This window comes from Pedobacter quisquiliarum (assembly GCF_014642175.1).
In the GTDB taxonomy this organism is placed as follows: domain Bacteria; phylum Bacteroidota; class Bacteroidia; order Sphingobacteriales; family Sphingobacteriaceae; genus Pedobacter; species Pedobacter quisquiliarum.
On record NZ_BMIL01000002.1, the window covers coordinates 448,879 to 462,557 of the forward strand.

At 41.8% G+C, this 13,679-nt stretch carries 15 protein-coding genes; 11 read left to right on the forward strand and 4 right to left on the reverse strand.

The window, feature by feature from the left end; all coding sequences use genetic code 11:
- The first annotated feature begins 58 nt into the window (after window positions 1-58).
- From IEW69_RS04415 to IEW69_RS04425, 3 genes are read left to right on the forward strand one after another with little or no spacing between them, the layout of a single operon-like run.
- Entirely contained in the window at window positions 59-1,579 is a 1,521-nt protein-coding gene (locus IEW69_RS04415; RefSeq protein ID WP_188625612.1) for an ankyrin repeat domain-containing protein, read from the forward strand.
- Entirely contained in the window at window positions 1,579-2,067 is a 489-nt protein-coding gene (locus tag IEW69_RS04420) for a DUF2271 domain-containing protein (RefSeq protein ID WP_229663506.1), read from the forward strand. Before IEW69_RS04415 ends, IEW69_RS04420 begins: the two co-directional genes overlap by 1 nt.
- A 14-nt stretch (window positions 2,068-2,081) precedes the next feature.
- Window positions 2,082-4,280, forward strand: coding sequence for a PepSY domain-containing protein (locus IEW69_RS04425; RefSeq protein WP_188625613.1), 2,199 nt, complete (start codon window positions 2,082-2,084; stop codon window positions 4,278-4,280).
- On the opposite strand, the gene IEW69_RS04430 is transcribed toward IEW69_RS04425, so the two are convergent.
- Window positions 4,277-5,269, reverse strand: a complete 993-nt coding sequence (locus IEW69_RS04430) for an FAD:protein FMN transferase (protein WP_188625614.1) — start codon at window positions 5,267-5,269, stop codon at window positions 4,277-4,279. The two genes, IEW69_RS04425 and IEW69_RS04430, sit on opposite strands and share 4 nt — an antisense overlap.
- A gap of 333 nt (window positions 5,270-5,602) precedes the next feature.
- On the opposite strand from IEW69_RS04430, the gene IEW69_RS04435 reads away from it, so the two are divergent.
- The 8 genes from IEW69_RS04435 to IEW69_RS17060 all read left to right on the forward strand — a co-directional run bounded on the left by IEW69_RS04435 (window position 5,603) and on the right by IEW69_RS17060 (window position 11,508).
- Window positions 5,603-6,274, forward strand: a complete 672-nt coding sequence (locus IEW69_RS04435; RefSeq protein WP_188625615.1) for a YceI family protein — start codon at window positions 5,603-5,605, stop codon at window positions 6,272-6,274.
- 199 nt (window positions 6,275-6,473) lie between these two features.
- Entirely contained in the window at window positions 6,474-7,190 is a 717-nt protein-coding gene (locus IEW69_RS04440) for a pirin family protein (protein ID WP_188625616.1), read from the forward strand.
- The gene (locus IEW69_RS04445; protein WP_188625617.1) at window positions 7,190-7,486 is read left to right on the forward strand and encodes a hypothetical protein; all 297 of its coding nucleotides are present in this window, start codon (window positions 7,190-7,192) and stop codon (window positions 7,484-7,486) included. Before IEW69_RS04440 ends, IEW69_RS04445 begins: the two co-directional genes overlap by 1 nt.
- Window positions 7,487-7,491: 5 nt before the next feature.
- Entirely contained in the window at window positions 7,492-8,598 is a 1,107-nt protein-coding gene (locus tag IEW69_RS04450) for an MBL fold metallo-hydrolase (protein WP_188625618.1), read from the forward strand.
- A 94-nt stretch (window positions 8,599-8,692) separates the two neighbouring features.
- Complete coding sequence (locus IEW69_RS04455) at window positions 8,693-8,812, forward strand: helix-turn-helix domain-containing protein (protein WP_444543959.1); 120 nt, start codon at window positions 8,693-8,695, stop codon at window positions 8,810-8,812.
- 360 nt (window positions 8,813-9,172) lie between these two features.
- The gene (locus IEW69_RS04460; protein ID WP_188625619.1) at window positions 9,173-9,547 is read left to right on the forward strand and encodes a DUF1493 family protein; all 375 of its coding nucleotides are present in this window, start codon (window positions 9,173-9,175) and stop codon (window positions 9,545-9,547) included.
- A gap of 512 nt (window positions 9,548-10,059) precedes the next feature.
- Entirely contained in the window at window positions 10,060-10,755 is a 696-nt protein-coding gene (locus tag IEW69_RS04465) for a hypothetical protein (RefSeq protein WP_188625620.1), read from the forward strand.
- A gap of 564 nt (window positions 10,756-11,319) precedes the next feature.
- Window positions 11,320-11,508 carry a winged helix-turn-helix domain-containing protein gene (locus IEW69_RS17060; protein WP_188625621.1) on the forward strand — a complete coding sequence of 63 codons (189 nt, stop codon included), beginning with the start codon at window positions 11,320-11,322 and terminating at the stop codon, window positions 11,506-11,508.
- 296 nt (window positions 11,509-11,804) lie between these two features.
- Here the strand turns inward: IEW69_RS17060 and IEW69_RS04475 are convergent, their stop codons facing one another.
- The 3 genes from IEW69_RS04475 to IEW69_RS04485 all read right to left on the reverse strand — a co-directional run bounded on the left by IEW69_RS04475 (window position 11,805) and on the right by IEW69_RS04485 (window position 13,679).
- Window positions 11,805-12,473 (reverse strand): DUF2490 domain-containing protein, encoded by a 669-nt coding sequence (locus tag IEW69_RS04475; RefSeq protein WP_188625622.1) that lies wholly within the window; start codon window positions 12,471-12,473, stop codon window positions 11,805-11,807.
- Window positions 12,474-12,478: 5 nt separating this feature from the next.
- A complete protein-coding gene (locus tag IEW69_RS04480; protein WP_188625623.1) occupies window positions 12,479-13,084 on the reverse strand; it encodes a hypothetical protein in 606 nt (201 codons plus the stop codon).
- Window positions 13,085-13,208: 124 nt separating this feature from the next.
- Complete coding sequence (locus IEW69_RS04485) at window positions 13,209-13,679, reverse strand: cupin domain-containing protein (protein WP_188625624.1); 471 nt, start codon at window positions 13,677-13,679, stop codon at window positions 13,209-13,211.

Sequence of the window (13,679 nt, forward strand, 5' to 3'; positions counted from 1 at the left end):
AAGCTGATTATTGCCGCATCTGATCTTCTGTACACATCCATATTTAAAAATATTTAAGATGAAAAAGTCACTACTTGTTGCTGTTTTTGCATTATCTGCATTGCTGGCTAAGGGGCAGCAGAATACCTTACTTAATCAAAAATTCTGGCAGGATAAGCCAAACGTTGCTGCAATTAAGGCTGAGGTTGAAAAAGGAAATGATCCTGCGCAGATGAACCCATCAAGCTTTGATCCGGTTGTTATGGCCATCAATGCTGATGCACCAACCGAATCAATTAAGTACCTGCTTTCACAGCCAGGAAATGAAATCGGGAAAGTAACACATGATAGCCGCAATTATTTACACTGGGCCGCAAGTAAGGGGAATGCAGAAATCATGGAATACTTGCTGGAGAAAGGTGCAAAGACAGACAATGAGGATAGTCATGGTTCAACACCTATACTTTTCGCAGCTGGGGGTGGTCAGCAGAATACAAAGGTGTACGACCTGCTGATCGCAAAAGGCATAAGCTTGAAAGCAAGCGTAAATGCAGCGGGTGCAAATGCACTTTTGCTTGCGATTGCCAATGATCCTGAATTGGTACTTACCAATTATTTCGTGTCCAAGGGCCTTGACCTGAATAGCACTGATGCCGCCGGCAATAATGCGTTCAGCTATGCGACAAGGTCAGGAAATATTGAGCTCCTTAAAAAGCTTTTGCAGAAAGGCATTAAACCAAATGCTAATGCGATGTTGATGGCGGCGCAGGGTTCAAGAAGAGGAGCAAACACCTTAGCGTTATACCAATATCTTGAAAGCTTGAACCTTAAAGCCAATGTGACCAATAAAAATGGTGAAAACGTGCTTCATTCTATTGTGAAAAGGCCAAAGCAAGATGAGATAATCAAGTATTTTCTTTCTAAAGGTGTTGATGTTAACCAGGTTGATGAAGATGGGAATAGCGTGCTGATGAATGCTGCGGGCTCAAACCGTGATCTTGCTGCTTTTGAGTTGCTAATGCCGGGTGTGAAGAACGTAAATCTTTCAAATAAAAAAGGACAGACCGCCTTAACACTTGCGGTTCGCGGAAATTCACCCGAGGTTGTTGCTTACCTGATCAGCAAAAAGGCTGATGTTAAGGTATTGGATAAAAACGGCAACAGTCTGGCCTATTATGCGGTTGAATCTTATCGTCCGACAGCAGCCAGAGCAGCTGGAGCACCACAAGGAGGTGCTGCGCCGGAGGGGTCTGATGAATTCGATGCCAAGATGAATTTGCTTAAGACAGCAGGATTGAATATTAACGCGCTTCAGGAAAACGCTAATACATTGTATCATTTAGCAATTGCTAAAAATGACGTTTCCATACTTAAGCGCCTTGCGCCGATGGGTATAGACATCAATGCCAAGAATAAAGAGGGATTTACGGTCCTACATAAAGCCGCCATGTTGTCGAAAGATGATGAGGTGTTAAAGTACTTACTATCTGTAGGCGCAAAGAAAGATGCCGTAACGAGTTTTGATGAGACCGCATTCGATCTTGCCAGTGAGAACGAATCCCTGACTAAAAATAATGTTTCCCTTACTTTTCTTAAATAATGATGCAAAAAATTTATAGAACAGCCTTTCTTTTACTTCTACTGACATTTGCCAAGCCATTCGCTTCCGTAGCGCAGGATGCCAGCAAGTACAAGTGTATGATCCAGATGACCAATTATATGGGTGAGGGTGCATACGTGGTGATCTCATTGATTAATGGTAAAGGCGCTTACGAGAAGACGCTTTACGTAATGGGCTCGGATAAGCAATGGTACAAAACAATCAAGGAATGGAATAAATTCTACCTTAAAAAGCCAAATGTCAGCGCCGTAACGGGCGCTTCAATTTCAGGTGGCGACCGGAGTGTGAAAGTGATCGAAATTGAAAAATCAAAGATCAATGCTGGTTATAAATTAAGATTTGAAAGTGCTGTTGAGGATAAGCAATATCATGTTAAAGACCTGGAGATCCCCCTGACTACGGAAGCACTTGCTGCTAAGAGCGAGGGTAGTGGATACATTCGTTATGTGCGCTTCAGCCCCAATTAAAAGTTTGTGATCGTATGACCATTTCTATATGGAGGTATAGCCATTTAGCATTGGCTATATCTTCTTTTTTCTTACTAATCCTAGCTTCGGTAACGGGTATAATTCTTGCTTTTGAACCGGTTTCTGCGAACTTACAGCCCTATCGCGTCAAACACTTCGATGAACTCAGGCTTGCGGAAACACTTCCGGTATTAAGAACGGCTTACCCCGGCATTACTGAACTTAGCGTTAATTCCCAGGGATTTGTACAAATTAAAGGTAGTGATGATGAAGGTCAGGAACTGACTGCCTATGTAGATCCCCGTAACGGGAGGGTATTGGGTAAGCCAGTCCCGCAAAGTGCCTTTTTTCAATGGGTGACCGCTTTACACCGGTCTTTGTTTTTACATGAAACCGGACGCTTTTTTATAGGCTTAACGTCATTCCTACTTTTGCTGATCACTATCTCCGGAACAATATTGTTGATTCAGAGACAACGAGGCGTAAGGCGCTTTTTTTCCCGGATAGCCAAGGATGATTCTGCGCAGTATTATCACGTTGTGCTTGGCCGCCTATCACTAATTCCAATAATCTTAATTGCGCTTAGTGGCACTTATTTGTCGCTGGTTAGGTTTGAACTAATTGATGTCTCCAAGCATTCGCCTGAAGTGGACTTTGATGCCATAAAATCTGCACCGCTTAGAAAAACCTCGGAGTTTGAAATATTTAAAACCACGAAGCTTTCTGCCGTAGAATCTATCGCATTCCCTTTTTCAACAGACGTTGAAGATTATTACACCCTGAAACTTAAGACCGCTGAAATAGCGGTTAATCAGGTCACAGGAGAAGTTCTGGCACGAGCGGACTATCCAAAGGCTGTGTCTTTTACCAATCTGAGCCTGGATCTTCATACTGGCCGGGCGAACAGTATATGGGCTATTGTTTTAGCGGTCGCTTCGGTGAACATTCTGGTATTTATCTATACTGGGTTTGCCATTACCTTAAAAAGACGCTCGAGCCGTACTAAGAATAAGTTTACGGCTGAAGAAAGTAAGTTTGTCATACTGGTAGGTTCTGAAAATGGCAGTACATTTCGTTTTGCAAAGGCTATTCATAACCAGCTGCTTAAGGCAGGCGAAAAGTCATTTATATCGGAAATGAATAACTATGGCGCTTTCCCGAAAGCAGCGCATCTGATAGTCGTGACGGCAACTTATGGGCTTGGGGACCCACCCACAAGTGCTGCAAAGTTTAAAGCGATGATCGAAGAATATCCCCAGCAGCAATCCATTCATTATTCCGTATTAGGCTTTGGATCTAAGGCTTACCCTGAGTTCTGCAAATTCGCCTACGATGTAAACTATTTGCTCTCAGCGCAGGCATGGGCCTTGTCTGCAACAGATATACACACTGTTAACGACAAGTCGCCGCAAGAATTTAGCTTATGGGCAGAAGCATGGTCGCAGCAATCTGGGGTGCAGGTGACGGTAGCCCCTGAGTGCTACAGTGGCTATGCTGGAAAAATGGAAAAGCTGCAGACACGTAGTAACTATCCTGAAACAACATTGCCTGGGGAATCATTTACGGTAAGCTTGAAGATGAGGAAGAGGCTACCTGTTAAATCGGGTGATCTGATGGCAATCTATCCTTTAAATGACCATCGTGAAAGGTTGTATTCCATCGGCGTAATTGATGGAGAAATACGGCTAAACGTAAAATTGCATGAAGGCGGCATCGGCTCTTCGTTCTTAAGGCAATTGAAAGCAGGTCAGATGCTTAAAGCAAGGATCATTGTCAATAAACACTTTCACTTTCCCAAAGGTGCACCTGAAGTACTTATGATCTCAAATGGGACGGGGATAGCACCCTTTCTTGGGATGATCAATGAGAACTCAAAACATAAGCCGTGTCATTTGTACTGCGGCTTCCGTGAACATGCTTCTTATGAGCGTTACCGGGCATATTTAGACGATAGTAAGGCTCAAAGCAAACTTTTAAGTCTTTATCCTGCCTTTTCAAGGGAGACAACAAAACAGTATGTTAGTGATTTGATTGAAAGAGATGCTGACTTTATCGCTAATCTGCTGAAAAGGGGCGGGGTGATCATGATCTGTGGTTCTTTGGCCATGTTAAAAGACGTGATGGACATCTTAGAAGGTATTTGCCAGTCGCAGACTGGGAAAGGGATCAGCTTTTACCAATCACATAATCAGGTATTAACGGACTGTTACTAAGATTTAAGCTGCCGATTTTTAAGTTTTAGTGATGGAGATGAAATGATTTCTCCATGGTCAGTAATTATAATATACCGGTATTCGGGAAATTGTTTGATGAACCCGAGGGCTGCGTTTTTCCCCAATACCATCATTGATGTACTGTATCCATTAGCTGTTTCTGCACTTGGACCAAAAACGGTAACACTGGTTAGGCCTGTAGCCGGATAGCCGGTTACAGGATTTATGATGTGGGCATAGCGCTTGCCATTGAAAGCAACAAATTTCTCGTAACTACCGGAGGTGACTACGGAGCTTTCGACTAGTGGAACAACAGCAATCAGCGCATTGCTGCGCATCGGATTGGTAATGCCGATGGTCCATGCACTTCCATCAGTTTGTTTCCCCCAGGTACTCATGTCTCCGGAACCGTTCACGATCCCGGCTTTAATACCCTTACTTAACATCAGTTCGCGGCTTTTATCTGCTGCATAGCCTTCTCCCAATGCCCCAAAACCTATTTTCATGCCTTTTAACTTCAGGAATATGGTGCAGTTGAGGCTGTCGAGAACAATATTTTTATAGCCAACTTTTTCCACCGACCTGCGGATGGTTCCGGCTGTAGGCATTTCATTCATTGAACCATCGAATTTCCAGATGCGGTCCATAGCTGCGAAGCTGATATCGAATGCGCCTTTTGTCATCTCGGACAGATGCAGCGCTCTTCGGGTAAGATTAAATACTTCAGGGTCTACTTTCACCGGCCGGATGCCAGCGTTGCTATTCACCTGTGACACTTGTGATTCAGGCTTCCAGTCGGATATCAGGAACTCTATACGGCTAACTTCACGGATGACCGAGTCAATATGCCGATCTGCAGACTGCGCGTTTTCGGCGACAATGCTGATTTGCCAGCGACTACCCATAAGTGTAGTAGTGCGATTACGGAGTACTTGTGCCGTGGTGTAAAAACTCAGAAAAATGAGCAGTGTAGATATTAATAGCCTCATAATGGAGCCACTAAAGTATATAAAATAGAGCATATTGTCATTGAGGTCGCTAGTTGTAGGATCATTAGGTCTCGGGCTGATTTGAATCTATCTTCAGTACACTTAAACCCTCACATGTTAATCAAAATTAAGATCAGGATTACATGGCGCCATCAAATTAAATGGGGAGTGTAGTAGACTTTGTAGATTCAAAGGTAGGAGCGTCAATCAGCAACAATATGCTGTAGGATGTGGAATATATTAACATACATCAATACTTAAATAAAATGTTGACCCTACCTTTGAACGATCAATTGCGGGTATATGATCTGTATGAAATTTAAATCTTAAAAAATGAAAAAATTACTTTTTGCGCTTCCTGCGCTTCTTCTCCTGGCATCATGCGGTGGGGCTTCTAATGATAATGCGAAAACAACCAGCGTACAGGCCGTTGCTGAACAAAAAGGGGAAGTGCTGGCTATCGATACAATTGGAACTATGATAGATTGGAAGGCTACACATAAAGGCGGCCTTGCTCCACGTTGGGGAAAAATTGGTGTAAGTTCGGGAACAGTTTCCGTGAACAACGACTCATTAAGTGGAGGTGAGTTTATCATAAACATGGGCTCTCTTTTTGTAGATCCAGCCTCTGTAACAGAGAAAGATAAGAAAGCCAGCGATCTTGCAGGGCACCTGACAAGCGCGGATTTCTTTGATGTTGCCAAATATTCAACAGCAAAATTTGTGATTACAAAAGTTGAACCCTTTACGAATGCACAATCATCTAGCCTTATAGCTGACCCTAATTATCTTATTAGTGGAAACCTTACCCTTAAAGACAGTACACTGAATATAACTTTTCCCTCGAAAGTTGAAATTACTGCGTCGGGTCTTACCGCTTCTGCTAGGTTTGTGATTGATAGATCTGCATGGGGAATTAACTATAAAACTGAAGGTAGTCCTGAAAATTGGATTATTTCAAAAGATATAGAAATTGGACTGATACTTAAAGCTAAAAGGAACTAATTTTCTGTTATTGAAGTTAAAACTGGCTGTTACTATCTAGAAAGCATCATCTAGTTTATTCTACAAGGGGCTATTCATTTAAAGCGTGCATAGCCTCTTTTTATATCATGTCTAACTGAATGTTGGAATTTGTCAATTCTTATCCCAGGTCAATATGTAGACCGAGCAGTCATCGTAACTTTGTTTAAAATTAAACACAATGGCACAGATAATACTTCACAAAGCAGATACCAGGGGCGGAGCAAATCATGGTTGGTTGAAGAGCTTTCATACATTTAGTTTTTCCAGTTACTATAATCCTGAGCGGATACAATTCGGTGCACTCCGTGTGTTGAATGATGACCAGGTTGATGGTGGTATGGGCTTCGGAGACCATCCGCATGACAATATGGAGATCATTTCCATAGCCCTTGAGGGGAGTTTGCAGCACGAAGATAGCATGGGGAACGTAGCTGTTATTGAACCAGGTGAAATCCAGGTGATGAGTGCAGGAACCGGACTTTACCATAAAGAGTTTAATAAACAGGCAGACAAGCCGGTGAAATTCTTACAAATCTGGGTGTTCCCGAATGAACGCAACGTACAGCCGCGTTACGATCAGCAAAAATACGATTTGGATAGCCATAGGAATGAACTGGTTCAAATTCTATCTCCAGATCGGGCTGATGCGGGCGTTTGGATACATCAGAATGCCTGGTTCCATTTGGCCAGGTTTGATCAGGAAAAAGAGCTTAGACATAGTCTACATATGCCAGGAAATGGAATTTACATTTTTGTTTTAAAAGGCGAGGTATCTGTAGCGGGTCAGGAACTTTCCGAACGGGACGGCCTGGGAATCTGGGACACAGATACAATTAGTATCAAAGCAAAACCTGGTGCAGAACTGTTGTTAATGGAAGTTCCAATGCAAGTGTAATGAGCGTTAACATATTGGTTGTATGTGTAAATCAGGATATCCTGAAAGTTATTGTTCGGTTGATAAATGCGAATGAAAATTGGGCTGCAGTAGGCAAGTCTAGTTTACCGGATGCCATTGATGCCTTGCTTGCAAACCACTTCGAATTATTGTTGATCGGATCTGGTTTTACGGAATCGGAAGAACAGGGAATGGCTGATTATGTACAAAATACCATCCCTGACTTGCGGATCGCTAAGCATTATGGGGGAGGAAGCGGGCTTCTTTCTGCTGAAATATACCAAGCGTTATCTTGAAAAAAATGAGTCGTAAGAAAAAGAATCTAATTGTAGCCAGCTCCGTTGTGCTACTTGTCTTTTTAGCTGGAGTTGCCTGGCAGGTCAATGATCAAATCGGGCAGCGGTACGCCCAAGAGGAAAACATCTCTAAATTCAAGGATTTAGCTTACTACAGTTCTACGCTTGATGAGTTTGTAAGTCCAGAGCAGATCATATCAGCCAAGGAAAAAACGACTGGAGGAAATCCGGGGTTTCTAAGGTTTTTTACAAAATCACCCTATGCGCCTCCAACTGACCTGCCGAAAGTAAAGCTTAGGAAGTCGGATTTTTCAAAGGTGCCGTCAGACATCGCCGTTTACTGGTTTGGGCACTCGGCAGCTTTAATGGAGCTGGATGGGCATCGGATTTTAATCGATCCGGTCTTCGGAAATGCAGGTCCTTTACCTGGAATAACCAAGCGTTTTGGAGATGCACCTTTAACGCGTGAAGACCTGCCGCCGATAGATATCTTGTTGATCACACATGATCATTATGATCACCTGGAAACAAAAACCATTAAATATTTCGCAGGTACGCAAACCCGGTTCGTCGTTCCTTTAGGTGTTGGCGCGAGATTGAAGGGCTGGGGTGTTCCTGAAAACAGGATTACTGAACTTGCGTGGCATGAAAGCTTTAATTTGGAAAGTATAAGTATCACCGCTTGTCCGGGTGTACACTATTCGGGGCGAAGCAATAAGGATAAAAACAAGACACTTTGGGCCTCTTATGTGCTGAAAGGAAAGGACAGGAATCTATTCTGGAGCGGAGACACAGGTTATAGTGACCACTTTAAACAAATCGGTAATCAATATGGACCATTTGATGTCGCCTTTCTTGAGATTGATGCATGGAACAACGGCTGGCCCAATACCCACCTTTTTCCAGAACAAGTTATACAGGTGGTCTCTGATGTTAAAGCCAAGACGCTCTTTCCAATTCACCTGGCAACGTTCGACCTGGCGCTGCACCCATGGAATGAATCCATACAGGTGGTGTCAGATCTTGCTGAAAAATCAAATGTAGAAATCATCACGCCTGTGATGGGGCAGAAGATTATTCCAGGCGTGACAAAGACCAGTAAGTGGTGGTAAATTCTATTTCTGAAGGTATTGGAGGTACTTTCGTGGATCATCTTCAGTGGTTTATGTATTGACGGAGGGAAAGTAGGGTTAACGCTATCAACCTTTGCATTTTAAAGACTGGGAAGCTAAGGCCATTCGATTTAGTACGCTTCAGGCGATCTGTGAAGCGCTAGATTGCCAGCCTGGGAAAATCCTGGAGTATGTGAATGAAAAGGAGGTTTGAGGTGGTGTTTGGATTATCAAGAACTCATCATCAAAAACTGGAAAATAGCGTTTGATTAATGGAATGAGTTCTTGATAATTGGACGGTTAGTTTGAAGCGTAGGTGGTTTGCAGAGGTGATATTTAGGGAGTCGCTTCCGGCTGATCAAAAATGGAGGGAATAATGAAAAACATAATTAAGAAGATTACCCAATAGCAAAAAGGTCTTTAGTACTCAGCAGATCCAGATGATTTCTTATTCTTTCAAGAATGTTTCTGTTTTAGGGAACTCAAGAAAGGTTGAACGACAGAATATTTCGATTGCATTTTTTTTTTTTAGATTTATAAAAATAATAAGCTTAGATCATAATTTATACCCCAGATGGAAGATATACAATTAGACAAGATCAGGGCCTTTATCTATGATGTTGGTCATGGATACACTTTTTCTTTCCCTTTTTATTTCAAAAGAAGATATATTACCAGGGATACAAAGCTGATATCTGATCTGAGGATCACAGGTGATGATGCCGATGAATTCTTTATGGAATTTGCAAAGCATTTCAACGTTGATGTGAGCAACTTCAAAATAGGAGATTTTTTCGGCGATGAAGAAGACTACATTACAGCTGCTATTAAAGATATCTTTAGAGATAAAGAAAGAGGTTTAAAACCCATCACCGTAGGCGATTTAGAAAGAGCAATATTAGCCGGAAGGTTAGACGATAGTATACTGGATTCCAGAAGTCCGCACTAAATATTAAGATGTTTTTTCCGCCCGTACCAATTTTTTTGTATCTAACATTACCCTTGTTAAATTTTCAGGGTTTAATTAACATGCGGAAAGTTCTCGTAATTAATTGCCCTTATCAAGAAACGGTCTATTTCTGAGACTATGTAATTCTTTAAACAAAGTGCGGATTATCGCCAATAGACCATCGCATCTAAATAAATCAAAAGCTTTACCACCCCGCAGATCTTTTACAGAAATTAAGTTTAACCCTCCCGGAAATCCAACGCGTTTAATGCCTTTGACGCTGAAGATGTTACATTTGGTTTTTCACCAGAGGAAATCAACTGGCAGCTAGTACAAGAATATGACTATCCTATTAGCTTCAACTTTCAAGTAGGTGAAATTGACGATAACCGGGGACGGTGATTGGAAAATCAGCGAAGCTAGTTATCAACAATTAGTATTCTAAACTAACTTTTTAATATAACTTAACGAACTAGAAACACAATCCTATAAACTCATAAAGTACCTCTCAGATGAAAATAAAAATCTTATCAACTATACTCCTAATTTTTGGTATGTACAGCGCCAATGGACAGTTTAAATTGTCTCAGAACTTCGTAGGCATACCGATTGAAACAAAAAATACAGATGGTTTTGTAGGAGATAAATACCTTTACCCAGACTGGATGACCGGGCACGTTCTGCAGGAAGATGGCAAACATATTAATGACATGTCTTTGAAATACGATTTATACAACGACATAGTTATATTTAATTCGACTGATAATGTTCCAATGGCCTTTAAGTATCCTCTCAAAGAGTTTCAGCTTATGCATAAGAAATCGCTGGCAGAACCATTTTCGCTATTTAAAAATGGCTTTCCTCCATTCGGTAAGTATACGGCTAAAAGTTTTTACCAGGTGCTAACTGAAGGGAAAACAACCTTAGTTAAAAAACCATATAAATCCATTATTGAAAGTATGCCATATGGTGAATCTGAACTTAAGAAGACCTTTGGCTTTAATGAGCTTTATTTTTTGCATCATAATGGGCAAATGGTAAAAATTCAAAAGAACAAAAGTTCAGTGCTAGAAGTATTTGAAGATAAGAAATCAGAATTGATCGAGTTTATTAAGGATAAGAAATTAGGTATGAAATCTGATCCAGATCTTGTAGCTGTGGTTAACCAATATAATGCGCTGAAAGGTCACGCCTCTGTGTCCAGATAGAAAGTAAACTGTTCGAATAAGCTTTAAAAGAAGCAACGCAATAATTAGGGTATTGTTAGTTTGTTAAGGTCATTAAATCAATTGTTGATTATACTTACGAATGTAATACACTCAGCCTCGAATCTTTCTGTTCATCAAGTTGCGTTTGCAATAACATAGACCACAACAATCGCAAAGGGTATAGCATTAAATCGATGTTGTGGCAATAAATGCCAGAGGGTAAGTACAGTATAGTTCTAGTAATTGCATGAATAACAGCTACCCAATGGTAGATTATATGTTGGTGTACCTAACTTTCCTTTCTTATTTTTAACTGCTAAAACAACGACCGGTGATCTGGTAGAGGGTTATAAAAGTGGGGGTAATGATTACCTAAAAAAGCCATTTAGTCTTGACGAGCTGTTCCTGAGAATCGAGGAACTTTTGAAGCGGAGTGGAAAGTCAAATGCGGTAGATTCTGCTGAATTTGCAATTGGAAAGTATGCATTCTGTCCCTATAAACAAACGTTAGTTTTTGGTGACGAAATATCTAAGCTTTCCAGTCGGGAATAGGAGTTATTGTTATTGCTGTATAAAAACAAGAATGGGTTAACAGAAAGGAGGCTAGCACTTTTATCGCTCTGGGGAGATGACAGCTTCTTTAACACCAGAACGATGGATGTTTTCATCACCAAGCTTCGTAAACATCTTAAAAAAGATCCTGCTGTAGAGATCATAAATATAAGGGGGGTAGGGTATAAGTTAATTTGCTAGTTCTCATTTAACCTTGTTTCGTGCAAAAACAGCTATCTTAAGGTAAATAATAACGCTATGATCAAGTTCCGCTTATTAGCGATGGCGCTATGCTAGATAGCCAAATTGCCTTACTTAATCTGTCGAAAAGCTTTCAGATAAAAGATAAAGTTCTTTTGATTACCTATCATTCTGACCAGGCTTTAGACAAGCTAGATGAAGGGAAAATTTGTCCTGCTATATATAGTCCTTTGAAGATTTATGTATGTGATTCTGCTACAGAGCCAACATTATAGTAAGTGGATAATGAAGGCGGTTTAAAAGTTATGGTAGAAGCCAATGTTTAAGAACAACTTATGCTTTAGCTTGGTAAAGACATCTTCCATTCGATAATCAAATCCCGTCTCAATCCGGTTAGCTTCACCGATGGTATAGCCCACTACCGCAAGGCCGCGGATTTCCATGTTGCCCTTCGAATCCTGTAGTATACCCAAGTATTCATTGTTCAGCTTTAGATAGAATTCTTCCGGATCTACCTGTAACCCGCTTAGTGGCTTTTCCCAACTCGCGCGGTAGCGCAGGCGAAGTTGCAGCGCCTCATCTTTTTCAAGCGTTTCATCCGTTCTAAACCGGTGACTCAATTTAGAGCTGTACAGCTTTTGTGTATATGCATACTGTTGGATAAAACGGTGTATAAACTTCCCGTCTTCCCGCCGGATCAGGTAACCTAAACCTACGTCATTAGCCGAATTAAGTGCTTTGTTGGCTACAACCTCCAGGTCCAGTCGCTCGAAAACCCTGTCGTTTTTATCTGCAGGGAACGGATGTTGTTTCAGCAGCTGCCGACCTTCTAATTTGGAGTTAATCTTCCAGTCATTTTGAAGTTTAAAGGAAGTATTGATGACGGGTAAAATGCCGAACTGGTTCTGGGCGGATGCCACTAAACTCAGGCCCATTAACAGGAAGAGGATCAGGTAACCTTTCATAGATGCTAAAAAAGTAAGTGGGGATTGTCTTTGCTAATGATCTTCGATGTACGGATCAGTGTGCCCTGATCGTCAACAAGAACTTCGTAGTCTGAAGTACTTCTGTCCTTAGTGCCCCTGATGACCAGTTCGTACCGGGTAGTGTACTTTTCTGCAGGCTCTTTTTTAGCAAGGAGTAACTGGAGCGTCTTGGCTGGTCCGGTCCACTGTCGTTGTACCTTTATGATTTTAATACGGCTAAATTCCGCTTCAAGCGTCTTTTCAATGGTATTGCGAAGCGCCTCGGGTAAGGACTTGAAGCTGATCAGCGTTTCTATATCCTGAAGTTTCCCGCCTTCATCAAACTCGATACTGTAAATGGTGCCGTCCTGTTTTACTTTGGCTTCAATGCTGCGGCCTTTCTGACTTTCTTCTCCATACCATTTGGTTCGGCGGCCTTCAAAAACCTGATCGACATATTGCAAAGCGGACTTAGGCACCTGAGCGGTTTTAATCGCGTATTCACGTTCTGTTTTCTGCTGCGCAAAAGTCGTTTCGACATTTAACAGCAAAGCAAAGGCGACTAGTAACAGGCTCCCCTGCAGTTTTTTGCATTTGTCTATTGGCTTCATGTTCACAAAGCTAGTGAAAAACGCGCCAGATCATAGCTTTACTGCTTAATAACGTTGGTATCCCGAACACTGCTAAAGGTAAGTGCCAAAGGCCTCCAGCGGTTAGCACCACGCTATGACAGTTTTACTTAGCAAGGTAGACGCTATCAGGTACAGCATCCAGCCAAACTGTAGGACCTTTCTCCCGGCCGGTTATGGCGAGCTGAACGAAAGTGCTATCTGCACTTGCACCGTGCCAATGGGGTAGATTGGGTGGACATTTAACAACATCGCCTTTTCGGAGGATCATTTTTGACTTTCCTTTTTCCTGGTAATATCCAACTCCTGCCGTAGCCAATACAATCTGACCCGCAGGGTGTAGATGCCATTTGCTTCTTGCACCCGGCGCAAAGGTGACATTCCCAACCGCCGTTTCATTTACACTATCTGCATCTACGAGGGATTTTACCCAGACCTCACCTACAAAGTTCTCGTTGGTGTTTTTCTCGCCTTTAGGGAAAATAGGTGCTGGTGTATGTGCCGCTTTTTGATCTTGCCTGCAGGCAATGATGGTGGCGATTACAACTGGTAGAAAGTATTTGATTTTGTAACGCAT

Excerpts from the sequence above, each read along its gene's own strand:
- IEW69_RS04465 (WP_188625620.1), top strand. The coding sequence starts at position 10,060 with ATGAAAATAAAAATCTTATCAACTATACTCCTAATTTTTGGTATGTAC.
- IEW69_RS04480 (WP_188625623.1), bottom strand. The coding sequence starts at position 13,084 with ATGAAGCCAATAGACAAATGCAAAAAACTGCAGGGGAGCCTGTTACTA.
- IEW69_RS04415 (WP_188625612.1), top strand. The coding sequence starts at position 59 with ATGAAAAAGTCACTACTTGTTGCTGTTTTTGCATTATCTGCATTGCTG.
- IEW69_RS04435 (WP_188625615.1), top strand. The coding sequence starts at position 5,603 with ATGAAAAAATTACTTTTTGCGCTTCCTGCGCTTCTTCTCCTGGCATCA.
- IEW69_RS04425 (WP_188625613.1), top strand. The coding sequence starts at position 2,082 with ATGACCATTTCTATATGGAGGTATAGCCATTTAGCATTGGCTATATCT.
- IEW69_RS04445 (WP_188625617.1), top strand. The coding sequence starts at position 7,190 with ATGAGCGTTAACATATTGGTTGTATGTGTAAATCAGGATATCCTGAAA.
- IEW69_RS04420 (WP_229663506.1), top strand. The coding sequence starts at position 1,579 with ATGATGCAAAAAATTTATAGAACAGCCTTTCTTTTACTTCTACTGACA.
- IEW69_RS04460 (WP_188625619.1), top strand. The coding sequence starts at position 9,173 with ATGGAAGATATACAATTAGACAAGATCAGGGCCTTTATCTATGATGTT.
- IEW69_RS04475 (WP_188625622.1), bottom strand. The coding sequence starts at position 12,473 with ATGAAAGGTTACCTGATCCTCTTCCTGTTAATGGGCCTGAGTTTAGTG.
- IEW69_RS04440 (WP_188625616.1), top strand. The coding sequence starts at position 6,474 with ATGGCACAGATAATACTTCACAAAGCAGATACCAGGGGCGGAGCAAAT.
- IEW69_RS04485 (WP_188625624.1), bottom strand. The coding sequence starts at position 13,679 with ATGCGTTACAAAATCAAATACTTTCTACCAGTTGTAATCGCCACCATC.
- IEW69_RS04430 (WP_188625614.1), bottom strand. The coding sequence starts at position 5,269 with ATGAGGCTATTAATATCTACACTGCTCATTTTTCTGAGTTTTTACACC.
- IEW69_RS04450 (WP_188625618.1), top strand. The coding sequence starts at position 7,492 with ATGAGTCGTAAGAAAAAGAATCTAATTGTAGCCAGCTCCGTTGTGCTA.